Genomic DNA, 23,366 nt, shown 5'->3' on the forward strand with positions numbered 1-23,366 from the left:
CGGGCTGGGCCGCTTTATCAGCGATGGGCAGGTCGATAAATGGGCGCTGTACCAGATCGCCCGGTACTGCGATGAGCTTGTGGACGATGGTAAGGGCGGTACCGAGCCGCGGTTCACCTGCAACCTGTACCTGCAATCGCGCAACGACGCGCTAACCGTACTCCAGGATATCGCCAGCATCTTCCGAGGCATGGCCTATTACGCCGGCAGCGCGGTCACCGTCTCAGCGGACATGCCCAGCGACCCGGTGTACACCTACACCAATGCCAACGTGATCGACGGCAAATTCTCCCGCGCCGGCTCGTCCGGCTCGACCCGGTACAGCGTGGCCAAGGTTGCCTGGACCAACAGGGATAACTTCGGCGAGCAGAAGCCCGAGTACGTCCAGAACCAGAAGTCCGTCGCCCGGTACGGCATTCGAGAAACCGAACTCACCGCCTTTGGCTGCGTGTCTCAGGGCCAGGCCCAGCGCCTGGGGCACTACACGCTGCTGACCAACCAGCTGGAGACGGACACTATCAGCTTTAGCGTGGGCTTGGATGGCGTCATCGCTCGCCCTGGGCAGATCGTACGGATAGCGGACCAGAACCATGCCGGCCGGCCTATCGGCGGGCGCATAAAGAGCGCGACCGCCAGCAGCGTGGTGGTCGACGATGATCTCACCGTTGCCGCAGGCGATACGCTGGTAGTGATCCAGCCCAACGGCAAGGCCCAGACCCGCATCATCCGGACGGTGAAGGGCCGGACCCTGACAGTCACCAAGGCCTTCGACCAAGTACCGCTGGCCGAATCCATCTATGCAGTGGAAACGGCAGAGGTGGTGGCGGAGACTTACCGCATTCTTACCGTGGTCGAGAACTTCGGCGACGACAAGCTCCAATACGACCTGGTAGCGGTGCAACACAACGCCAGCAAGTTCGCGGCCATCGATAGCGGCGCGCAGATCGTCACGCTGCCCACCACCACGCTCCCGAGCGCAATGCAGGCAAAGCCCACTAACGTGGCGCTCAGCACCTTCGATGCGGTAAAGCAGGGCCTGACGGTGGCCACGATGCGCGTGACTTGGGACGCGGCCAAGGGCGCCAACAGCTACAACGTGTGGTGGAAACGCAATTCGGGCGACTGGATCTATGCCGGGGTAACTTACACGGCGTCGATTGAGGTGACCGGCATCTACACCGGTACCTACACCGCCCGTGTGTCGGCCGTAGGCGTGGGCAACAGCACATCTCTGTGGGCTTACTCGGAACCGACCGTGCTGTACGGCAAGACCGGCGATCCTCCTGCCCTGGCGGCTTTTACCGCAGCATCAGAAGTGTTTGGCATTCGCCTGAACTGGGCATTTCCGCCAGGGGCGGAAGACACGCTCTATACCGAGGTGCAAGAATCCACGGCGTCTGATGGCGCTAATGCCACCCAGCTCGGACTGATCTCCTACCCCGCACAAACTTACCTGAAGTCCGGCATGGCCGCGGGTGTCACCCGATTCTTCCGGGCGCGCCTGGGGGACCGTAGCGGCAATAACGGGCCATGGACCAAGTGGGTGATGGGGCAATCCTCCAGTAATGCCCACGACATCCTGGGTTACCTGGCCGGCCAGATTGGCGAAACTGAACTCAGCAAGGAGCTGAACAAGAAGATCGGTGAAATCGACGACCTGAAGGAGCAGATAGGCGCCCTGGATGGGTTAAAGGCCTATCAAGCAAACCAAACCTATCTCAAAGGCACCATGGTGGTGGCGGATGATCGCATCTATCAGGCTGACAAGGATGTGCCAGCCAACAGCCCGCCACCCGATGCCACCTATTGGAGGGATGTAGGTCAGTCGCTGCAAACCGCCGCAGGGCTAGCGCAGCAGGTGGCGCAGAACAGCGCGGCCATCACGGATGTACAAGCTGAAACCAAGAGCACGCAAACGCTCCGCGCCGCGTACCGGGCTGATAGCGGAGAGGGTGACCTCCAGGCAGCTCTGGATGCGTGGGCTACACAGGCCAGCTATGCGAAGGAGGTGGTTGCCCGAGCCAACAAGGATGGGGCGTTGGTGCAAACCACCGAGGTATTGCAGGCCGGGGTCGCATCCAACGACGCCAAGATCACTAACGTACAGACGGTGGTGGCCACCAACCAGAGTGCAACGGCTCAGCAAATCTCGCAGCTTCAAGCTTCGGCAGGCGAAAACACCGCATCAATCCAAACAGTGAGCAAGGCCCAAGCTAGTACGGACGGCAAACTATCGCTTATGTGGGCAATGAAGTTTCAGGTCAATGCCGCCGGGCAATATGTGTACGCGGGCATCGGTGCAGGCATTGAGAACGGCCCAGGCGGACTGCAGTCAACGCTGCTGTTCACAGCTAACCAGATTGCATTCGCCAACCCAACAACGCCAGGCTCCGTGGACTATCCGTTCATTATTAAGAATGGACAAAACTTCTTAGGCCCGACATTTATCGAAGACGCGTCAATAACTACGGCCAAGATAGGTATTTTGCAATCGCCGAACTATGTCGCAGGTCAAAAAGGGTTGCGTATAAATATGGCCGCTGGGACCTTCGAAAATAATGGCGTAGGTGGTACTGGTCGCAGAGTTTCTGACAATACAGGAGACCTTTATTACGATGCTAACAACGTACTACGAATTAAGATCAAGGTCTGAACCATGCCAGAGTTCGAGTTGTACAACGCCGACGGGTCCCTGCAACTGGACCTGTCGTCCAGGATCACCAAGATCCTCGGGACGCTGAGCATATCGGCGGCCGGCTCCGTGTACAACGACGGTTTCTCGAGAGGAACCATGTTCTACATGATTATCCCCGAGTCCGACCCCTACAGAGATTGGGAGGACTACCCCAAGATCACGCTGTCGGGGAGTACGCTGTCGTGGACGGCGCCGGAGTACCCATGCACCCTCATTTATGGGGTCTACTGAATGCCCATTGAGGTCATCAACACGTCGGGTTCCGTCCTGATAGACGACAGCTACAGCAACGCCGTGCTTGCCGCACGCGGGACCATCACGCTTGCGCGAAACCGCCCCAGCCAGCAGTCGGACTTCCTGACGGTCACCTACACATCCAACGGCGATGTACCGATCTTCGCGCTGGACCTGACCGACGCCTGGGTCGTCCACTCGGCGACGTCACGCTCGGGCAACACCTTCTCCTTCGGAGTGATCTTCGCCCAGACCTTCTACGGGCGTACGGTGAACTACAGCATTTTCACTGTGCCATCTGCGATAGGTAACGCTGGGGGCATACTCCAGCTATTCAATGCCTCAGGGCAGCTCGTCTTCGATAGCAACATGAAGTACCTGCGAGTAAAGAGCTTCTATGGGACCGGGCCAGCGCGCAAGGGCACCGTGGCCACCGACCTGGACCCCAATAGGATTTATGGGCTGGCGCAGTGCATGGTGCCTTTCCAGGCGACCGCGCTGCTGCGCGACCCTGCGGACCGTGAGACCGTGATCTATTTCGGTGGCATCTCGACCTTCTACCGGTCGGGCGCCTCGCTGTTGGAGAAGACCATCACCACGGAGGGGGGCACTCGCACCGACGGGCGCACGTACAGCCGCGTAATCCAGGACGGGCTCGCCCTGGCCATAGACATAACCAACTTCTAGCATCCGCAATTAGGGAATCCTCAATGCCTTGGCTTCGATCAGGCACGGTTTCGTGCACCCAAAATTCAACCACCGTCACGGGCGCAAATACTGGCTTTGCCGCGAACGCCAGGGTAGGCGATGCCTTCCTAGGCCCGGATGGGCGCTGGTACGAAGTAGCCAACATTGCCAGCGATACCGTGCTATCAATCCTGCCCGCCTACGTGGGCCCAACCGTTGCTGCTGGCGTATATGCGCTGGCGCCCATGCAGGGCTACGTCAAGGATTCGGCTGACGCGCTGCGGACACTGGTAAATAAGTTCGGTGCTTTGGCCTCGTCTCCTTCTATAAACGCGCTCTCTAGCCTAGTTGGTGCCGCCGGCATGGTGCCTTACTTCAACGCGCCTGACAGCATGGCAACAGTGAGGATGACGGCCTCACCTACAGACTCAACTGAGGGGCGTCTTCTCAAGGTCGGAGATTTCGGCTTCGGCGGGCTGTTCTCGCCGGTCCCCCCTACAGGCACCAACCTAAATTCACTAGGCGTCGTAGGGATGTATCGCCTGGACAACACCTACACGGCGGCGCCGCCGAGCCTAAACGGCGGGAATGCCCGTAACGGCGACCTAGTAGACATAAAAGTTTGGAATCAGGGGGTGGTCCACCAGACCTACTACGGAATAGACGGCCAGGTCTTTTACCGTAGGCTCAATCTTGAGACTAACAAGCAAGACGCGTGGGTTCGTCTGTTTACAGGTAACAACATAGTAGGGACCGTGTCTCAGTCCTCTGGCCTACCCACGGGAGCCGTTATAGAGCGTGGCATCAACGCTAACGGTAACTATACGAAGTTTGCCGACGGTACCTTGGAGTGCTGGGTATTTTACATGGCCACCTACGGTGGTACGCCTCCAACTCCCTCCACTATTTTAAACTGGACGTTCCCTGCCAGCTTTAGCGGGTTTTCCAATACTGGTATTCCGAACATAATTGTTCAGGTTACAGCGGGGTTCCCGACGGGTAACGATAACCTGGATCTAGTTAGACTATCAGGCTACGCAGCTTCGAATACCTACGGGGTAATACAGGGGGCGTGGACGCCTGCACAGTCTGTTTATATAGCTCTACATGCTAAAGGAAGATGGTACTAATGATCATAAACTTGTCTCCTCAACGTCGAGATGACGAGCTCACGGTGTTCAAGAACGGTGACGTCCTAACTATTAACGGAGAGGAGTTCGATCTCTCGGGCATACCCGAGGGAGCCTCCCTCCCGGCAGGCGCGATAGACTCTGACTACTTTGTGGGTGACGTTCACCGCGAGGGCGGCCAACTCTTACTGACTTTGCTGCTGCCTTACGGTGCGCATCCCACGCAGGAGCAGACGTTTCCTAAGCCCCTAGTTGATCCTGCTGATGGAGACCTTAGCCTCCCTCGTAACCTAGAGCTAGAGCCTCTTGGGTTGCCCGAACTCGGGAATCCTGAATATGAACATTGACCTGTCCCGCCTCGTCACGGCGGAGGATAAGGCCCAGGCCTCGAAGGCCGAGTTGCTCGCGCGCATCGCCGCACGCCGGTGGCAGGCCGAGACCGGGGGCATCACTGTCAACGAGATGGCCATCGACACCGGCCGTGACAGCCAGGCGCTGATCGCCGGCGCCAGGCTGGCGGGGATGGACGACCCGACCTACGTCTGCAACTGGAAAACGCCCGAGGGGTTCGTGAAGTTGGACGCCGGGACGGTGAAGGCCGTCGCCTCGGCCGTGAGGGCTCACGTGCAGGCGTGCTTTGACCGGGAGGCCGTGCTGCAGCAAGCGGTGGCCGAGGGTACGTTCAGCAACGCCAAATTGGAGAGGGGATGGCCGTGACTCTAGCTCCTGGCAAGTTCGCCGCCGGCGCGGCCACCCGCCAGCTCAGCCGCTGGCAATTCCAGTTACTGGAGCCCCTAATATTTAATGACCCCCAACATGGCCAGATCACTGTGCCAGAGACTTTCATTAGCGACTTGGCGTCGGTCCGGGTGCTGCGGGAGATCTGTCGGTGGTGCGCCCTGGCGGCCATAGTCCTAGGCCTGTTCATGCCCTCGGCCACCTGGATAGCCACCGCCTCTTGGGCCGTCGCTGTGGTCGCTCTGGCCCTGTACGGCCTTGTCGTCGGCTACGGTATGCGCGCCGCAATCCTGCATGACTACCTCTACCAAACGGCTCTACTGCCTCGCAACAAGTGCGATAAGGTATTCAGCCGTGCCATGCACAGCGGCGACGGTACGGCCCGCTGGCGCACCTTCCTGTTCTGGGCTGGCATCCGCCTCTGCGGCGCCAGACGCTACGGCGCCGCCTAACCCCTGCGTTATCACGACCACCCGCCATCGAGCGGGTTTTTTTATGCCTGGAGATAAACATGACCGGATTCGATCTGGCATTTGAAAGGGTGATTGGCCACGAGGGCTTGTTCACTGCTGACCCGAAGGACCGCGGCAACTGGACCTCCGGCGTCACGGGGCAGGGCCAGTTGAACGGCACTAAGTACGGTATCTCAGCCATGAGCTACCCAGATCAGGACATTCTGAACCTGACCCTTGACCAGGCTAAGGTCATCTACAAGCGTGATTTCTGGGACCGCGCCCAGGCTGATCAGTATCAACCGGCGCTGGCCTACCAACTGTTCGATATCGCCGTGAACAATGGCAACGGTAACGCCATCCGCATGCTCCAGCGCGCCGCGGGCGTGGCTGATGACGGCCAGGTGGGCAAGATCACTATCGCCGCTGTAAAGGCCATGAGCGTCACCGATGCGGTCATGCTCTTGAACGCCGAGCGCTTGCTGTTCATTACCAAGCTTTCGACCTGGCCTACCTATGGCAGGGGCTGGACCAACCGGGTGGCCGGTAACCTTCAATACGGGGCAGTGGACTCATGAACTGGTCAGACGTAGGCCAAATCATCGGCGCTGCAGCCCCCACCCTCGGGACGTTGCTCGGCGGGCCTGCGGGCGCGGCGGTGGGTGCGCTGGTGTCGAGTGCCCTCAATGTTTCCAACGACCCCGATGCGGTCAGCGCGATCTTGGCCACCAATCCCGACGCAATGGTGAAGGTCCAGGAGCTGCAGGCGAATGCCAAGGTCCAGCTCCAGCAGCTCGCCGTCACCGCCGAGAACAATCGCCTCCAGGCCGAGGCCTTGCAGTACGCCGCCGAGGCCGCCGACAGGGACAGCGCCCGCAAACTGGCCGCTGCGCAACCTCGCGACATTGTGCGCCCGGTGGTCACCGGCCTGATCCTGCTGGGCACGCTGCTGATCATCGCCGCGGTATTCATGGGCTGGAACAAAGAGATCCTGACCGATCCCACGGCCAGCCTCACGGTGGGCACGGTCATTGGCCTGTGGTTCGGTGAGCTCAAGCAGGTCATGGGCTTCTGGTTCGGCATGACCAAAGAATCGCAGAAGCAAAACGCGGCGATCACCGAGTTTGCGGTGGCGCCCGGGACCGTCACAAGAACGGATAAGTAGGCTGCGCGCCGGCTGCAACCCGACCATAAATCGCATACAAGGGCCGCATAATGCGTACCGATCAATTCGTCATGAAGTACAGCTACGGCTCCCACACGCTGGCAGTGAAGGCTAATGGGGGCAGCATCACCGTAGAGAAACAGGTGGGCGCCGATTGGGTCGTGTCCGATACCTTTTCGGTAGACGGCGCCTGGCGCCTCGACCTGGGCAATTCGCCCACCCGCTTTACTCCCACAGGCGGCGCTGCTTATGAGGTGGTCAAGTGAGCCTAATCATCGGCGGAGCGCCGAAACAGAAAATCAGGATTCGCCGCGGGCTTGGCCTACTGGGCGACAGCTTCAGCGCCAACTGCCATACCATCGCCGCTACAGCATGGGGCACTGAGGCCTACGGCTATGCAGGGGCCGTTGCGGCGAAGACGGGCTTATTCCCAGACTGGCGGGACAACCAGGGCAAGGTGGGCGACCACACTGGGCAGATGATGGCGCGACTGCCGGCCTCGATTGCCTCGGCTACGGCGGATCTGTGGCTGATGCTTTCTCGCACTAACGACAGCACTACCCCGGGCATGACCCTGGCTGACTCAAAGGCCAACGTGATGAAAGCCATCACCACCTTTGAGAATATCCCGGGCAAGTACTTGATTGTCGGGACGGGTACGCCGCGCTTTGGTACGAAGGCCCTGACCGGTACCGCGCTGGAAGAAGCCGTCGCCTATAAGGATTGGGTGCTGAGCTACGTCAGCCAGTTCGTACCGGTTGCCAATATCTGGGATGGCTTCACCGAAGAAATGACGGTGGAGGGCCTGCATCCGAATCTTTTGGGCGCTGACTTCATTCAGTCGCGCGTGGTGCCCGTGATCCTTGCCAACTTCGAATTCTTCGGCGTACCGCTGCCCACCGATGCTGCTGACCTGTACTCGGCTATTCGCCCGTTCGGCTGCCTGAACGCCAACCCGCTGATGCTGGGCACGGCCGGCAGCATTGCCGCCTCGGTCAACGCGGTCGCTGGCTCGGTGCTGGCGGATGGGTACAAGGCCCAGGGCTCTGGCCTGGCTGGCATCACTACCAGGTGGTACAAGGAACAGGCCGCTGCCGGCGAGGCCCAGTGCATCGAGCTGTCGGGCGCCATGACCGGTACCGGTGGCTACATCTACGTGCAGCCAGCTACAAACGTGCCGACCACCAACCTGGCCGTGGCCGACGTGCTGGAAATGGTATCGATGGCGGAGATCGTGGGCAGTAGCCGCGGCATCCTGGGCTGGGAAGCGGAGATGATCATCAACAAGCCGGTGAACGGCACGGCGACCACTCTTTATTACCGCTCGATGGACAAGTACCAGGAACCCTTCACGCTGCCGGCGAGCTGGAAGGGAACGCTCGAAACCCAGCGCCACACCGCCGACCTAACCGAGACCACGGTCACCTGCCGTATGGGGCTCTACCTGGCCACCGGCATCGCCCAGGACTCAACGGTCAAGGTCAGCCAGTTCGGCCAGCGGAAGGTATAAGCGCTTTCAGGAGGTGAACAGAAATCGTACAGAGACAAAATATTCTATAAATAACTAAATAAAATTTGTACAAAATTGACAGATCGTCGGGCTCGGTGAGTACTCTGTAAAGCTGCAAGTCATAAATCCCATGAATTAGCTTAGCGGCGTTGGGGTTATGAGTAGACCTATTGTTCTGGTTGTTGAGGATGACGAGTTGCTTCGCCAACTTTTGACTGAAGTAGTGTCCGACACTGGTGCGATCGTGGACGCTGTAGCGACAGCAGAAGCTGGACTGCGGGTGTTCGAACATCGTCAAGACCTTGATCTTGTGCTTACGGACGTAAATACCCCCGGCTGCATCAGCGGATGGGATCTTGCCAAGGCAATCCATGAACAACGTCCTGATTTACCCGTCATCATCAGCACTGGCTATGGCTACCAGCACAACTCACAGCTTCCACCAAGCGCATCATTGCTGCCCAAGCCCTGGGCCTTGGATGCGCTATGCAGCATGGTGAAGACACGTTTAAAAAGAGGCTCGTGAATTTGCTGACTAACCGCTGGGTTTGAATTCTGCCCGCATCAGCGCCGCTAGATCTCGCCAGGGCATTTGATCCGCTTGGATTGCTGCGGCGCATCCCTCCCGATGCTTGAAAGGGCGCCGCGCTTCTCGCACGTTTTGCTGGGAACCACATTCCCTGCATATGACCTGCTCTTGCTCAATATCCCAGTTAGCCTTCCAGTTCTCCAGCATCGACCCGCTCCATCGCAACCCTGGCTCAAGTATAAACACTGCTTTAGCCAAGGTCGTAGGAGGAAGACTATGATCCGCTGCCCACGTCGCGCCCCTGAAGATTATCCCTGTCGACGGCCTCAGCCCGATGCCCGGCGACCATGATTGCATGCGAGTCGCCGCCTAGGCGCTCAATCGCATCACAGTAGAAATGGCGGTCGGCCTGCCTGGCCATGGCCTCGGCATGCCACTTCTTCCAGCTATCAGAAGCGTTCAGGTTTGCCCTGGATTCGGCCAAGCGACTTGCATCCAGATCCTTCTTGAGCTGAGTTCGCTCGCGGTCGGCATCGGTGAACATCGTAATAAGCGTGGCTAACCTGGTGCGCTGCTCCGCCAAGGACTGCTGGAGTAGGTTGCATTCCTCGAGGCAAAGATGGGCTTGCTGCTTCCACATCTCTAGCGGGGTAGGTAGCCCAAGCCACTCGGCCGGGTCTAGTTCGTCGTCAATCATGCTGCACCGCCGCAACAGAAATAAATGAGTAGAAAGGGGCGACTCAATTGGATGTTGACGCATCCTCTTGAGCCGCCAAACCCGCAGAGCACTCCTGCAAGTCCGGCCGAAGCCCCCGCTCCGTGCACGAAGCGAGGCAAGGCTATACTGTCTATACATACAGGTAAAGGCTTGCAATGACCAACCCAATCGTCCCCTGGATGGGCGGCAAACGCCGTCTAGCAAAATCTCTTTTTGATCTTTTCCCGCCCATGATTGCTACGTGGAGGTTTTCGCCGGCGGCGCCGCGCTCTATTTCAAGCGCCTAGAGCCCGCAAAGGTGGAAGTCCTGAACGACATAAACGGCGACCTTGTGTGCCTATATCGTGTTGTTCAGCACCACCTCGAAGAATTCATCAGGCAATTCAAATGGGCTCTCACCTCACGTCAGCTCTTTGAGTGGCAAAAGATGACCCGCCCAGAAACGCTCACTGACATTCAGCGTGCGGCCCGGTTCTACTACCTCCAGCACCACGCCTTCGGTGGGCGCACGACTGGACAAAACTTTGGGACTGCTACGACTACCCGGTCTATCAACTTGATGCGTATAGAAGAAAGTCTGTCTGCTGCCTGGCAGCGCCTGGCTGGTACCTATGTGGAAAACCTCCCATGGCTGCAATGCGCTGAACGCTATGACCGACCGCACACCTTCCATTACATGGATCCCCCGTATTGGAAGACGCGGGGCTATGGAAGTGAATTTGGGATAGACCAATATGAGCTGATGGCGGACTTCATGAGGCGCGCCCAAGGCAAGGTCATGGTCAGCATTAACGACCATCCCGATATTCGCGAAGTGTTCGCTGGATTGCGTATGGAAGAGTTGAGCATCCGATACAGCAATACGAACCGCCGCCAGAGCCAGGCCAAGGTAACCGGAGAGCTGGTAGTAATGAACTGGTAGAAGACAGTAAAACGCGGGCAAGCCCGGCTGGGGGAATTTTGGGGGAATGACTCCCCCTAACCGTGTGGAACTGTGTTGCGTTATGCTTAGCTGAAAGCCCCGTATTTAAAGGGTTTCGGGATTTATAGCCAATGTTTATTTAGAGCGAAAACGGATTCGAAATCCGTTTTACTGGCAGCAGTACCTAGAGTTGATTCTGGAAATTCTTTACCAGGCTCGGTAGCGGAACCAAACGAAAGGGCCGCTAAGCGAATTTCAGCCAGTAGCGCACGGCTGCTATGAGGCTGCTGCCAGTGGCGACAGGCCGCTACCGACCCATAGCGGCCCTTGAAAGCAAATCTGGTTTACCGCTCCGTAGAAATAGGTAGACTAGTCTACCCATTACGGAGATCGCCACTTGCCATCTTTAAAAACGAAAGCCGCCAAAGCGCGCTTGCTTGAGGCCGCAGCAACGCTTTTTTACAACGACGGCATTACCGCGACGGGCATTGACGCCATTACCGCCAAAGCTGGTGTGGCGAAGATGAGTCTGTACAACAATTTCAAATCGAAGGCTGACCTGGTGGCGGCCTTTATAGAAGCACGGCATGCCGAATGGCTCGCACTGTATGAAACCCGCTTGGCTGAAGCCGGCACGCCTCAGGAACGCGTTCTGGCCATTTTTGATGCCTACGCCGACCATGCAAACTCTGCCTATGAACGCGGGTTCAGAGGTTGTGGTTTGCTAAATGCAGCTGCTGAATTGCCCGCAGGCGACGTAGGACGTGAGGCAGTTCGACGCCATAAAGAGCATGTTGAGCAGCTCCTGGCGCAACACTTGGCCGAGTTATCGCCGCTTAGTCCTGAAGCCACTAATCAAACAGCAACGCATCTATCCTTTCTTTTGGAGGGCTCAATGTCCCGCGCAGGCCTGGAGGGCAACGATGCACGGGTACAGCAAGCTCGGCTTATCGCGGCCTCGCTATTGGAGGCAGTAGCATGAGCACACAGGCCTTACCCGTTAGCCGCGGATTTGGCGTGTCCTGCGTTTTGGCTGCCTCTGTACTGTGGGGAACCACAGGCACCGCTGCGACCTTCGCTCCTGACGTAAGTCCATTGGCCATTGGTGCCGCTGCTATGGGGATTGGCGGACTGTTGCAGATGCTTTTGGCGTTTCGGCAGATCAAAGGGGAGGGAAGCCTTCTGCACAGCCACTGGGCGTTCGTGCTGATCGGGGCTATCGCAGTCGCCATTTACCCTTTGGCGTTCTACACCTCAATGCACCTAGCTGGAGTCACCATCGGTACGATAGTTACTATCGGCTCAGCTCCACTTCTGAGTGCGGTCATCGAAAGAGTGTTCGATGGCAAGCAGCTCACCGCAAGGTGGCTTATCGGCGCATGCCTTGGGTTACTTGGAACTGTGCTGCTGTGCATTGCCAAGGCTCAAGGACATACTAGCTCAGCTGTTCACGTGTCACTGTCAGCAAGCGTCTTCGGCGTTGTGCTTGGCCTGCTTGCAGGCGCAACGTATGCCCTATATTCCTGGACGGCCCATCGGCTCATGAGAAAAGGTGTGTCTTCCAGCGCCGCCATGGGTGCTACGTTCGGACTGGGCGGCCTCATGCTTCTTCCGGTTTTGTTATTGACGGGAGCCCGCTTGGTGGAGAGCTGGAACAATGCGGCAGTAGGGCTCTACATGATCCTCGTACCAATGTTTCTGGGATACATCCTGTTCGGGCTTGGGCTTTCGAAAGTTGCAGCAAGCACTGCGACCACGCTATCGCTGATCGAGCCCGTGGTAGCTGCTGTATTGGCAGTCGTTATCGTAGGCGAGCGCCTCCCTTTCCTTGGTTGGGTTGGTGCAGCTCTGATTGTGGGGTGTTTGTATGTTTTGGTAGCTCAATCAGAGGTACAGCCCGAAGGTACTCAAGCGCAGCGGGTGTAACGCTTCATAAGGGTTGCTATCTGAGACGGAGGGCAGCTATAGGTCGGTAGCTGCCTGTCGTCACCAGCAGCAACTGACCCAAAGCTGATGCAGTGCCAGGACGGTGCTGTTAATTTGAAAAGAGGATGAGCGGCCACGTCAGGACGGCGGGGTTTCGGCGGGAGGTGCCGAGGAGGGCGCGTGAACTGAACGTGTACACGGCAAAAGCACAGCGTGAACTCCACGTGCTATTCTGAGACGACTTACCCGAGTGCGGGCGGCATAAGTCATTGATATGGAAGGGCCTAATTCAAACCATCATGATTTAGGTTCCAGCGGCGCAAGCTGTAAGAGTTCGAGTCTCTTCGTCCGCACCATGTAACGAAAAAGCCGCCCTATAGGGGCGGCTTTTTCGTGTCTGGGGTTTATGCTTTCAAGGGGGCGCATTATTCATGGTAACTTTCCGCGAGCTTTGTCACTTAGGCGCCGCCGCCCTGAAAGCGCTCCACCACACAACAGAGCATTGCAATGGACCTCGATGCCCTCCAGTCACACCTCAAACACCGTTTGCCTAACCTGATGGCCCTCTACCTTTTTGGCAGTCAGGCCACGGGAGAGGCAACGGCGGCCAGTGACGTCGATTTGGCCGTGCTGGCTGCGGGTCGCGTAGACCCCCTCGAACTCTGGGCGATGGCAGGCGAGTTGGCGGATATCGCCAGTCTCCCTGTAGATCTGATAGATCTGCGAGCGGCCAGCACGGTCATGCAGTATCAAATCATCATGAAAGGCCAGCGCCTGTGGTCATTCGGCGTAGACGCGGGTATTTACGAGGCGTTTATCCTCAGCGAAAAGACCGAACTCGACACCGCCAGGGCCGGGCTACTTGGCGACATTTACAAGGAGGGCCTGGTGCATGGTCGATGATGTTCTGATCAATAAGGCTGCAACCATCGAGCGTTGCGTCGCCAGGGTACGTGAGGAGTACGAAAAAGGCCCAGATACCTTTGCGACAGACTTCACCCGGCAGGACGCGGCGATTTTGAACATACAGCGCGCTTGCGAGGCGGCCTTGGATATAGGGCAACACCTGATAAGGCGAGAGCGCCTGGGGCTGCCACAGAGTGCGCGCGATGTCTTTGACTTACTGGCCCGCGGTGGCTGGCTGGCGCCTGACTTATTGCCCTCTATGAAAAGCATGGTCGGGTATAGAAATATCGCTGTTCACGAATATCAAATGCTTCAGTTGCCCATCACGGTAGCGATCATTACCAAGCACCTCGGCGATTTTACCGCTTTCAGCTCGGCCATTGTTCGGCGGGACGGGCAAGTGAGCAATGAGCCTCGCCCTCCGCAAAGCATTCGATCCTGAGCATCTACCGCCCTTCCCGCATCCATCGCTCGAAGGTCATAAAGCCCTCGCGTGCCATCGCAGCGGCCGCCTCGATTTGCGCGGGCGTGGTTACTTCATGGGCCAGGCTGGCGGTAAATGCCTTCCAGCGCGTGCCTGTGTCAGCCCCGTAACCTTTGAGCCAATGCAATTGCAGCGGCGCAAGCTGGGGCAGCAATCGCTTGTACAGGTAAGCCCCGCCCAGTGTTGCGCCTTCGCAAACGTATGCCAGGCCATAAGCCTCGGCCAGGCTGCCGGGCGCCGGCGCATAAGGGCACTCAGGTGCGATAGGGATAGCGTCGCCGAAGTCCTGCGCCAGCCACTGGCTTTTCTGTCCACGGGCGTCTACTTCAAGCTCCGCGGGCCAGGGCAGGGCAGTGCTATATAGATGGCGCTCCACTGGGCGCATCCAGCCGCTGACCCTGGCGGCATAGGCCAGATAATCGGCACTGGTGAACCCGGGCGTGGTGAGTGGCGAGGCGGCATCCAGGGTTTCGTGAAGCTCACGGGTGGCCTCGCGCAGGGCGGCGAGGGCTGGGGAAATTTCCGCGGCGATGATCGTGCTCTCCGGTGGTGACAGAATAGTGCGCACAATACCAGCCCCATTAGAGGTAGCCTACCGCGCGCCGCTTCGGTAAGCCCGGCGGTAGGGCGCCGAGGGCTTTACTCCGGGGCCCGGCTGCCGGGCCATTGCCTACGTATTGCACCACATGTCGGGTGGCGTGACTTCTGGCATTCGAGCCACTAGAATGCTTGCCCTTGATCTGGAGTCGGGAATCGCCGGCTATCGTCTGTGCAACGAGGAATATCCATGCAAGTTTCTGTTGAAAACACTTCCGCGCTCGAGCGCCGCATGACCATCGGCGTGCCTGCCGAGCGCATCGAGACCGAAGTCAACAAGCGTCTGCAACAGACCGCCCGCAACGCCAAGGTGGCAGGTTTCCGCCCTGGCAAGGTGCCGATGAGCGTCATTCGTCAGCGTTATGAACCCGCGGCCCGTGAAGAGGCCCTGGGCACTCTGATCCAGGCCACGTTCTTCGAAGCCGTGCGCGAGCAGAAGCTCAACCCCGCCGGCCAGCCGTCCGTCGAGCCTAAAGTGTTCGAGAAAGGCAAAGACCTGGAATACATCGCAACCTTCGAAGTATTCCCAGAATTCACCATCGCCAGTTTCGAAAACATCAGCGTCGAGCGTCAGAGCGCTGAAGTTGGCGATGCCGATGTAGACAACATGCTGGACGTGCTGCGCAAGCAGAACGTGCGTTATGAAACCGCCGAGCGCGCCGCGCAGAACGAAGATCAGCTGACGATCGACTTCCTCGGCAAGATCGACGGCGAAGCCTTCAGTGGTGGTTCCGCTACCGGTACCCAACTGGTACTGGGCTCCGGCCGCATGATCCCTGGCTTCGAAGACGGCCTGGTTGGTGCCAGCGCCGGTGAAGAGCGCGTGCTGAACGTGACCTTCCCGGAGGATTACCAGAACCTGGACCTGGCCGGCAAGGCCGCCGAGTTCACCGTTAAGGTCCACAGCATTGCCGCGCCTACCTTGCCTGAGCTGAACGACGAGTTCTTCGCCCAGTTCGGTATCAAGGAAGGTGGCTTGGAAGGCTTCCGCGCTGAAGTGCGCAAGAACATGGAGCGCGAACTGCGCCAGGCCATCAAGGCCAAGGTAAAGAACCAGGTGATGGACGGCTTGCTCGCCAGCAACCCGATCGAAGCGCCCAAGGCCCTGCTGGCCAACGAAGTTGACCGCCTGCGCGTGCAAGCGGTGCAGCAGTTCGGTGGCAACATCAAGCCAGACCAGCTGCCAGCGGAGCTGTTCGAAGAACAGGCCCGTCGTCGCGTGGCCCTGGGCCTGATCGTGGCTGAAGTGGTCAAGCAGTTCGAGCTCAAGCCGGACGACGCCCGCGTACGCGAGCTGATCCAGGAAATGGCCTCGGCCTACCAGGAGCCAGAGCAGGTCGTAAGCTGGTACTACAAGAACGAGCAGCAGATGGACGAAGTGCGTTCAGTTGTGCTGGAAGAACAAGTTGTGGATACTGTCCTGCAGAAAGCTAGTGTGACTGACAAAGCGGTCTCTTACGAAGAAGCGGTAAAACCGGCCCAGGCGGCGCCTGAAGCTGCGTAAAAACCGGCCCAGCTTCGGAATAACCATAAGCCAGCCTTCGCGCTGGCTTATGCGTATCTAAGTCATGACTAATTGGGAGTGAGTGCTGGCATGTCCCGCAATTCGTTTATTCAAAACTCTGATATCCAGGCCGCTGGCGGCCTGGTCCCGATGGTCGTCGAGCAGTCGGCGCGTGGTGAGCGCGCCTACGACATCTACTCACGCCTCCTCAAGGAGCGGGTGATTTTCCTGATCGGGCCGGTAGAAGACTACATGGCCAACCTGGTCGCGGCGCAGTTGCTGTTCCTCGAGGCTGAAAACCCCGACAAGGACATCCACCTGTACATTAACTCGCCAGGTGGTTCGGTGACCGCGGGGATGTCCATCTACGACACCATGCAGTTCATCAAGCCAGACGTGTCCACCATCTGCATTGGCCAAGCCTGCAGCATGGGCGCGTTCCTGCTGGCCGGTGGGGCCAAGGGCAAGCGTCATTGCCTGCCTAACTCCCGCATGATGATTCACCAGCCGTTGGGCGGGTTCCAGGGCCAGGCGTCGGACATCGACATCCATGCCCGTGAAATTCTGTCCATCCGCGCTCGCCTCAACGAACTGCTGGCGTACCACACCGGCCAGAGCATCGAAACCATCGAGCAGGATACGAACCGCGATAACTTCATGAGCGCACCCCGCGCGGCTGAGTATGGCCTGGTGGACTCCGTTCTGGACAAGCGGCAAATGCCTGCTCAAAAGGCGTGAATCCGGCGTAGTGGGGTTTCCCTGCCATTGGCGGGCTTGAAAAAGCCCGCGATTGCCTTCATCTTGTGTTTCAAGCCTACAGGATTGGATAGATCGAATGACTGACACCCGCAACGGCGAGGACAACGGCAAACTGCTTTATTGCTCCTTCTGCGGCAAAAGCCAGCATGAAGTACGCAAATTGATTGCCGGCCCCTCTGTCTTCATCTGTGACGAGTGCGTCGACCTGTGCAACGACATCATCCGCGAGGAGGTGCAAGAGGCACAGGCAGAAAGCAGCGCTCACAAGTTGCCATCGCCCAAGGAAATCAGCGGCATCCTCGACCAGTACGTCATTGGTCAGCAGCGTGCTAAGAAGGTCCTTGCGGTCGCGGTGTACAACCACTACAAGCGGCTGAATCAGCGCGACAAGAAAAACGACGATGTAGAGTTGGGCAAGAGCAACATCTTGCTGATCGGGCCCACAGGTTCGGGCAAAACCCTACTCGCTGAAACCCTTGCTCGCCTGCTTAATGTGCCTTTCACCATTGCCGACGCTACCACGCTTACCGAAGCGGGTTATGTAGGCGAGGATGTAGAGAACATCATTCAGAAGCTTCTGCAGAAATGCGATTACGACGTAGAAAAGGCCCAGATGGGCATTGTCTACATCGATGAAATCGACAAGATTTCCCGCAAGTCCGATAACCCGTCCATCACCCGGGATGTGTCCGGTGAGGGCGTGCAGCAGGCCTTGCTCAAGTTGATCGAGGGCACCGTCGCCTCGGTTCCGCCGCAAGGTGGCCGTAAGCATCCTCAGCAGGAATTCCTGCAGGTCGATACCCGCAACATTCTGTTCATCTGCGGCGGCGCGTTCTCTGGCTTGGAAAAGGTCATTCAGAACCGTTCTACAAAGGGCGGTATCGGCTTCAACGCCGAGGTTCGTAGCCGTGAAGAGGGCAAAAAGGTTGGCGAATCCCTGCGCGAAGTAGAGCCAGACGACCTGGTCAAGTTTGGCCTGATTCCTGAGTTCGTGGGCCGCCTTCCGGTATTGGCTACCTTGGACGAGTTGGATGAAGCTGCCTTGGTACAAATCCTGACCGAGCCCAAGAACGCGCTGTCCAAGCAGTACGGCAAGCTGTTCGAAATGGAAGGCGTGGCCCTGGAGTTCCGTAGCGAGGCCCTCGAGTCGGTAGCGCGCAAGGCATTGGAGCGCAAAACCGGTGCCCGCGGCTTGCGTTCCATCCTCGAAGGTATCTTGCTTGACACCATGTATGAAATCCCCTCTCAGAAGGATGTCAGCAAGGTAGTCATCGACGAAAGCGTGATCGAAGGTACGTCCAAGCCGCTGTTGATTTACGAGAACAGTGAGCCGCCAGCCAAGGCAGCGCCTGATGCTTAACGCACGTGTTGCCGGCTTTTTAGGCTGAGCGATAGCAGAAAGGGCCTTAGGGCCCTTTCTTTGTTATGGGCTTGCGCTTGTTTTTTCCAAAGGCTACCCCCAGATTAGCCCTTGGCTTATTTCATCTGTGAGCGGCCCGGCGCCGCTGAAGAGGCGAAACCATGAAGACGACCATCGAATTGCCTCTCCTGCCATTGCGTGATGTGGTGGTCTATCCGCATATGGTGATCCCATTGTTTGTGGGACGCGAGAAATCCATCGAGGCGCTAGAAGCTGCGATGGCGGGCGAAAAGCAGATTTTGCTGCTGGCCCAACGAAATCCTGGGGACGACGACCCAGGTGAAGATGCGTTGTATCGTGTTGGCACCGTGGCCACGGTACTGCAACTGCTCAAGTTGCCTGACGGTACCGTTAAAGTGCTGGTCGAAGGTGAACAGCGCGGCGCGGTAGAAAAGTTCATCGACGTCGAAGGCCATGTGCGTGCGCAAGTCAGCCTGATCGAAGAAAGCGCGGCCCCTGATCGCGAAGCCGAAGTCTTCGTGCGCAGCCTGCTTTCTCAGTTCGAGCAGTATGTGCAGTTGGGCAAAAAAGTCCCCGCTGAAGTGCTGTCCTCCCTTAACAGCATCGACGAGCCTGGCCGCCTGGTGGACACCATGGCGGCGCACATGGCGCTGAAGATCGAGCAAAAGCAGGAAATACTCGAAATCATCGAACTCTCCACCCGTGTGGAGCGGGTGCTGGCCTTACTGGATGCGGAAATCGACCTGCTGCAGGTCGAGAAGCGCATTCGTGGCCGAGTCAAGAAGCAGATGGAGCGCAGCCAGCGCGAGTACTACCTCAACGAGCAAATGAAGGCCATCCAGAAAGAACTGGGTGACGGCGACGAAGGCCATAATGAAGTCGAAGAGCTGAAAAAGCGTATCGATGCCGCCGGTCTACCCAAGGATGCCATGACCAAGGCCACCGCTGAGCTGAACAAGCTCAAGCAGATGTCCCCCATGTCCGCTGAGGCGACCGTGGTGCGCTCCTATATCGACTGGCTTGCCCAGGTGCCGTGGAAGGCGCAAAGCAAGGTACGCCTGGACCTGGCCCGTGCCGAACAGATTCTTGATGCAGACCACTACGGTCTTGAAGAAGTCAAGGATCGCATCCTCGAGTACCTCGCCGTACAAAAGCGCGTAAAGAAAATCCGTGGCCCGGTGCTGTGCCTGGTGGGCCCGCCTGGGGTGGGCAAGACTTCGCTAGCCGAATCCATCGCCAACGCTACCAATCGCAAGTTCGTGCGCATGGCCTTGGGTGGTGTGCGGGACGAAGCTGAGATTCGCGGTCACCGGCGCACTTACATCGGGTCGATGCCCGGCCGCCTGATCCAAAAGATGACCAAAGTGGGCGTGCGCAACCCGCTGTTCCTGCTGGACGAAATCGACAAGATGGGCAGCGACATGCGCGGCGACCCTGCCTCGGCCTTGCTCGAAGTACTGGACCCGGAACAGAACCACAGCTTCAACGACCACTACCTGGAAGTGGACTACGACCTCTCGGACGTGATGTTCCTGTGCACGTCCAACTCCATGAATATCCCGCCAGCGCTGCTGGACCGGATGGAAGTGATTCGTCTACCCGGTTATACCGAAGACGAGAAAATCAACATCGCCACCCGCTACCTGACGCCCAAGCAGATTACCGCCAACGGGTTAAAGCCGGCTGAGCTGGAAATCGACACCCAGGCACTGCGCGATATCATCCGCTACTACACCCGTGAGGCCGGTGTACGCAGCCTGGAGCGGCAAATCGCGAAAATCTGCCGTAAGGTCGTCAAGGAACATGCGCAGGCCAAGAACGTATCGGTGAAGGTCACTCCAGAAGCCCTGGAGCACTTGCTAGGCGTGCGCAAGTTCCGCTACGGGCTGGCTGAGCAGCAGGATCAGATTGGGCAGGTCACCGGCCTTGCGTGGACTCAAGTGGGCGGAGAGTTGCTAACCATTGAGGCGGCCGTGGTGCCGGGCAAGGGGCAGCTAATCAAGACCGGCTCGTTGGGCGATGTGATGGGCGAGTCCATCACCGCTGCCATGACAGTGGTTCGCAGCCGTGCCAAGAGCCTGGGCATCCCGCTGGACTTCCATGAGAAACGTGATACCCATATCCATATGCCAGAAGGGGCGACCCCCAAGGACGGCCCTAGCGCGGGCGTGGGTATGTGCACCGCGGTAGTATCGGCGCTTACCCAGATTCCGGTACGGGCCGATGTGGCCATGACGGGTGAGATCACCTTGCGCGGTCAGGTACTGGCCATCGGTGGCTTGAAGGAAAAACTGCTCGCCGCCCACCGGGGTGGAATCAAGACGGTGATCATTCCCGAGGAAAACGTGCGTGACCTCAAGGAAATTCCTGACAACATCAAGCAGGATCTGCAGATCAAGCCTGTCAAATGGATTGACGAGGTCCTCCAAATTGCGCTGCAATACGCGCCGGAGCCCTTGCCCGACGTGGTTCCCGAGATAGTTGCAAAGGACGACAAGCGCGACGCTGAATCCAAAGAAAGAATCAGCACCCACTAAGCGCCCTTGCACCGGGAGGCTTCCCAGACAGAATTCCTGAGCCGTGATAACAAACGGCTCTTTTTTGTCGGCGGCGTGTCCGGCACTCGTTTCAGCGTAAAAACAACTCAGAAATAACTTACTAGAGATATAAGGGGACTTAGAGTGAACAAGTCGGAACTGATCGATGCCATCGCTGCATCCGCTGATATCCCGAAAGCCGTTGCAGGCAGAGCGCTGGACGCTGTGATCGACACCGTGACTGGCGCCTTGAAGTCCGGTGACTCGGTCGTTCTGGTTGGCTTTGGCACCTTCGTGGTCAAGGAGCGTGCCGCCCGTACGGGTCGCAACCCGCAAACCGGCAAGGCCTTGGAAATCTCCGCCGCCAAGGTGCCTGGCTTCAAACCGGGCAAGGGTCTGAAAGACGCCGTAAACTGACGGCCCAACGCGTGGCCGGTCTGGGGCCGTTGGTGGTGTGATGTCGATGGCCCTGGGTGTACAAGTGACGAGAAGGCGCATCCTCGGGTGCGCTTTTTTCATATGGGTTCTGGGCGGTCGGGGTTGTAACCGGTCGTTGCTGGGGGAAGCATGCTTCAAAACATCAGGGACAATTCACAAGGCTGGATTGCCAAGACTATCATCGGCGTTATCGTAGTTTTGATGGCGCTGACAGGCTTTGACGCGATCTTCCGCGCCACCAGCCACAACCAGGATGCGGCCAAGGTCAACGGCGACACCATCAGCCAGGCCGAGCTAGGTCAAGCGGTCGAGATGCAGCGTCGTCAGCTGATGCAGCAACTGGGGCGTGAGTTCGACCCCTCACTGCTGGATGACAAAATGCTTCGCGAGGCCGCCCTCAAGGGCCTGATCGACCGTAAGCTGCTGTTGCAGGGCGCCCATGACGAAGGCTTTGTGTTCACCGAAACCGCGGTGGACCAACAGATTCTGCAAACCCCGCAGTTCCAGCAGGATGGCCAGTTCAGCGCCGAGCGTTTCGATCAGTTCATCCGCCAGTTGGGCTTCTCGCGCCTGCAGTTCCGCCAGATGCTGGCCGAGGAAATGCTCATTTCCCAGGTTCGCGCAGGCCTCGCAGCCAGTAGCTTCGTCACTGAAGACGCCCTGATGGCCTATGCGCGCTTGAACAAGCAGACCCGTGATTTCGCCAGCCTGACCCTCAAGGCCGACCCTGGCGCTATAAAGGTCGGCGATGAAGACGTCAAAGCCTATTACGATGCCCATGCCAAAGAATTCATGAGCCCTGACCAGGTGGTCATCGACTATGTGGAACTGAAAAAGTCCGCCTTCTTCGACCAGGTCAACGTGAGTGACGACGAGCTCCAGGCTCAGTACCAGAAAGAAATCTCCCTCCTGGCTGAGCAGCGTCGCGCCGCGCACATCCTGGTGGAAGTGAACGACAAGACTACCGATGCCCAGGCCAAGGCCCGGATCGTGGAAATCCAGCAGCGTCTGGCCAAGGGTGAGGCGTTTGCCAAGGTAGCCAAGGAAACCTCCCAGGACCCAGGGTCGGCGGCCAGTGGTGGTGACTTGGGCTACGCGGGCAAGGGTGTGTATGACGAGGCTTTCGAAGGCGCGCTCTACGCCCTTAAGCCCAATGAGGTATCTGAACCGGTTCGCACTCAGTTCGGCTACCACCTGATCAAGCTTCTTGGAGTGCAGGCGCCCGAGGTGCCTGCCTTCGCCAGCGTAAAAGAAAAACTCACCCGTGAACTGAAAACCCAGCAAGTCGAGCAGCGCTACGTCGAGGCCACCAAAAAGCTTGAAGACGCGGCCTTCGAAGCGTCAGACCTGGCACAACCGGCTCAGGACCTTGGCTTGACGGTGCAGACGTCCCAGCCTTTCGGTCGTGACGGCGGCGCGCAAGGCATTACCGCCAACCGCGCGGTGGTTCAGGCCGCCTTCAGCCAGGAAGTATTGGAAGAGGGTGCCAACAGCAGTGCTATCGAACTGGACCCGGACACCACTGTAGTGGTCCGCGCCAAAGAGCATCGCAAGCCTGCGCAGCTGGCGTTGGAAGCTGTGGCCGAACCGATCCGCAAGGAACTGGCCCGCGAGCGTGCCGCCGAGGCTGTAAAGGCCAAGGGTGAGGCCCTGGTGGCTGGCTTGCGTGAGGGTAAGGTAAAGCCTGCCGCTACCCAAGAAGGGCAGCCATGGAAGACCGTGGAGGCCTCCAGCCGCAATCAGGAAGGCTATGATGCCGCTGTATTGGATGCCGTGTTCCGCATGGCGCGGCCAGCAGATAAAGGCCAACCCACCTATGGCAGCGTTGCCCTGCGCGATGGCAGCTTCGTGGTGCTGCGTCTGAACGGCGTGAATGACGGCGCTACGCCCACGGATGCCGAGAAGGCTACCTACCGCCAGGCCCTGGCCTCTAGGCAAGGGCAGTTGGACTTCGCGGCGTACCGTAAATTGTTGCAAGACAAGGCCGAGGTGAAGCGCTACTGATAGCGCGTCTTGGTGCCTGATAAAAGGTCGCTTCGGCGGCCTTTTTTTAT

Annotated in this window: 23 protein-coding genes and 1 pseudogene; 22 read left to right on the forward strand and 2 right to left on the reverse strand. The window is 58.4% G+C overall.

Going from position 1 to position 23,366, the window contains the following annotated elements; genetic code table 11:
* The 11 genes from ACWKV4_RS16435 to ACWKV4_RS16485 form a co-directional block, all read left to right on the forward strand.
* Positions 1 to 2,653: TipJ family phage tail tip protein (locus ACWKV4_RS16435; RefSeq protein ID WP_483833256.1), on the forward strand; the 2,653-nt coding region annotated here is incomplete at its 5' end.
* Positions 2,654 to 2,656: 3 nt separating this feature from the next.
* Positions 2,657 to 2,926, forward strand: coding sequence for a hypothetical protein (locus ACWKV4_RS16440; RefSeq protein WP_483833255.1), 270 nt, complete (start codon positions 2,657 to 2,659; stop codon positions 2,924 to 2,926).
* Between the two features lie 63 nt (positions 2,927 to 2,989).
* Positions 2,990 to 3,616, forward strand: coding sequence for a hypothetical protein (locus ACWKV4_RS16445; RefSeq protein WP_483833254.1), 627 nt, complete (start codon positions 2,990 to 2,992; stop codon positions 3,614 to 3,616).
* A 23-nt stretch (positions 3,617 to 3,639) separates the two neighbouring features.
* On the forward strand, positions 3,640 to 4,746 hold the full coding sequence (locus tag ACWKV4_RS16450; RefSeq protein ID WP_483833253.1) for a hypothetical protein: 1,107 nt from the start codon (positions 3,640 to 3,642) through the stop codon (positions 4,744 to 4,746).
* Between the two features lie 336 nt (positions 4,747 to 5,082).
* Positions 5,083 to 5,463, forward strand: coding sequence for a DUF4376 domain-containing protein (locus ACWKV4_RS16455; protein ID WP_483833252.1), 381 nt, complete (start codon positions 5,083 to 5,085; stop codon positions 5,461 to 5,463).
* Positions 5,454 to 5,936 carry a DUF1353 domain-containing protein gene (locus ACWKV4_RS16460; protein ID WP_483833251.1) on the forward strand — a complete coding sequence of 161 codons (483 nt, stop codon included), beginning with the start codon at positions 5,454 to 5,456 and terminating at the stop codon, positions 5,934 to 5,936. Before ACWKV4_RS16455 ends, ACWKV4_RS16460 begins: the two co-directional genes overlap by 10 nt.
* A gap of 59 nt (positions 5,937 to 5,995) precedes the next feature.
* Positions 5,996 to 6,514, forward strand: a complete 519-nt coding sequence (locus ACWKV4_RS16465; protein WP_483833250.1) for a glycoside hydrolase family 108 protein — start codon at positions 5,996 to 5,998, stop codon at positions 6,512 to 6,514.
* A complete protein-coding gene (locus ACWKV4_RS16470; RefSeq protein WP_483833249.1) occupies positions 6,511 to 7,101 on the forward strand; it encodes a hypothetical protein in 591 nt (196 codons plus the stop codon). Before ACWKV4_RS16465 ends, ACWKV4_RS16470 begins: the two co-directional genes overlap by 4 nt.
* A gap of 50 nt (positions 7,102 to 7,151) precedes the next feature.
* Positions 7,152 to 7,367, forward strand: a complete 216-nt coding sequence (locus tag ACWKV4_RS16475; RefSeq protein ID WP_483833248.1) for a hypothetical protein — start codon at positions 7,152 to 7,154, stop codon at positions 7,365 to 7,367.
* On the forward strand, positions 7,364 to 8,611 hold the full coding sequence (locus tag ACWKV4_RS16480; RefSeq protein WP_483833247.1) for an SGNH/GDSL hydrolase family protein: 1,248 nt from the start codon (positions 7,364 to 7,366) through the stop codon (positions 8,609 to 8,611). Before ACWKV4_RS16475 ends, ACWKV4_RS16480 begins: the two co-directional genes overlap by 4 nt.
* Before the next feature lie 157 nt (positions 8,612 to 8,768).
* On the forward strand, positions 8,769 to 9,137 hold the full coding sequence (locus tag ACWKV4_RS16485; protein ID WP_483833246.1) for a response regulator: 369 nt from the start codon (positions 8,769 to 8,771) through the stop codon (positions 9,135 to 9,137).
* A 277-nt stretch (positions 9,138 to 9,414) separates the two neighbouring features.
* Here the strand turns inward: ACWKV4_RS16485 and ACWKV4_RS16490 are convergent, their stop codons facing one another.
* On the reverse strand, positions 9,415 to 9,837 hold the full coding sequence (locus ACWKV4_RS16490) for a hypothetical protein (protein WP_483833245.1): 423 nt from the start codon (positions 9,835 to 9,837) through the stop codon (positions 9,415 to 9,417).
* Between the two features lie 176 nt (positions 9,838 to 10,013).
* Here ACWKV4_RS16490 and ACWKV4_RS16495 point away from each other — a divergent pair.
* From ACWKV4_RS16495 to hepT, 5 genes and pseudogenes are all read left to right on the forward strand, one after another.
* Positions 10,014 to 10,780 (forward strand): annotated as a pseudogene (locus ACWKV4_RS16495) (DNA adenine methylase).
* A 397-nt stretch (positions 10,781 to 11,177) separates the two neighbouring features.
* Positions 11,178 to 11,762, forward strand: a complete 585-nt coding sequence (locus ACWKV4_RS16500) for a TetR/AcrR family transcriptional regulator (RefSeq protein ID WP_483833244.1) — start codon at positions 11,178 to 11,180, stop codon at positions 11,760 to 11,762.
* A complete protein-coding gene (locus tag ACWKV4_RS16505) occupies positions 11,759 to 12,706 on the forward strand; it encodes a DMT family transporter (RefSeq protein ID WP_483833243.1) in 948 nt (315 codons plus the stop codon). Before ACWKV4_RS16500 ends, ACWKV4_RS16505 begins: the two co-directional genes overlap by 4 nt.
* A 507-nt stretch (positions 12,707 to 13,213) precedes the next feature.
* A complete protein-coding gene (gene mntA / locus ACWKV4_RS16510; RefSeq protein WP_483833242.1) occupies positions 13,214 to 13,609 on the forward strand; it encodes a type VII toxin-antitoxin system MntA family adenylyltransferase antitoxin in 396 nt (131 codons plus the stop codon).
* Complete coding sequence (gene hepT / locus ACWKV4_RS16515; RefSeq protein WP_483833241.1) at positions 13,599 to 14,054, forward strand: type VII toxin-antitoxin system HepT family RNase toxin; 456 nt, start codon at positions 13,599 to 13,601, stop codon at positions 14,052 to 14,054. The genes mntA and hepT overlap by 11 nt, the downstream gene beginning before the upstream one ends.
* Positions 14,055 to 14,058: 4 nt before the next feature.
* Here hepT and ACWKV4_RS16520 read toward each other — a convergent pair whose 3' ends face one another.
* On the reverse strand, positions 14,059 to 14,664 hold the full coding sequence (locus ACWKV4_RS16520) for a biliverdin-producing heme oxygenase (RefSeq protein ID WP_483833240.1): 606 nt from the start codon (positions 14,662 to 14,664) through the stop codon (positions 14,059 to 14,061).
* A 219-nt stretch (positions 14,665 to 14,883) separates the two neighbouring features.
* Between ACWKV4_RS16520 and tig the strand changes: the two genes are divergently transcribed.
* The 6 genes from tig to ACWKV4_RS16550 all read left to right on the forward strand — a co-directional run bounded on the left by tig (position 14,884) and on the right by ACWKV4_RS16550 (position 23,316).
* Positions 14,884 to 16,197: a trigger factor gene (gene tig, locus ACWKV4_RS16525; RefSeq protein ID WP_483833239.1), complete on the forward strand. Its 1,314-nt coding sequence runs from the start codon at positions 14,884 to 14,886 to the stop codon at positions 16,195 to 16,197.
* 90 nt (positions 16,198 to 16,287) lie between these two features.
* Complete coding sequence (clpP, locus tag ACWKV4_RS16530; RefSeq protein WP_483833238.1) at positions 16,288 to 16,935, forward strand: ATP-dependent Clp endopeptidase proteolytic subunit ClpP; 648 nt, start codon at positions 16,288 to 16,290, stop codon at positions 16,933 to 16,935.
* A 97-nt stretch (positions 16,936 to 17,032) separates the two neighbouring features.
* The gene (gene clpX, locus ACWKV4_RS16535; protein WP_483833237.1) at positions 17,033 to 18,316 is read left to right on the forward strand and encodes an ATP-dependent Clp protease ATP-binding subunit ClpX; all 1,284 of its coding nucleotides are present in this window, start codon (positions 17,033 to 17,035) and stop codon (positions 18,314 to 18,316) included.
* Positions 18,317 to 18,477: 161 nt separating this feature from the next.
* Positions 18,478 to 20,874, forward strand: coding sequence for an endopeptidase La (gene lon, locus ACWKV4_RS16540; RefSeq protein WP_483833236.1), 2,397 nt, complete (start codon positions 18,478 to 18,480; stop codon positions 20,872 to 20,874).
* A 144-nt stretch (positions 20,875 to 21,018) separates the two neighbouring features.
* Complete coding sequence (locus tag ACWKV4_RS16545; RefSeq protein WP_483833235.1) at positions 21,019 to 21,291, forward strand: HU family DNA-binding protein; 273 nt, start codon at positions 21,019 to 21,021, stop codon at positions 21,289 to 21,291.
* Positions 21,292 to 21,441: 150 nt separating this feature from the next.
* Positions 21,442 to 23,316 (forward strand): SurA N-terminal domain-containing protein, encoded by a 1,875-nt coding sequence (locus ACWKV4_RS16550; RefSeq protein ID WP_483833234.1) that lies wholly within the window; start codon positions 21,442 to 21,444, stop codon positions 23,314 to 23,316.
* Positions 23,317 to 23,366 lie beyond the last annotated feature (50 nt).

The sequence above is a fragment of the Pseudomonas artemisiae genome (assembly GCF_057128685.1).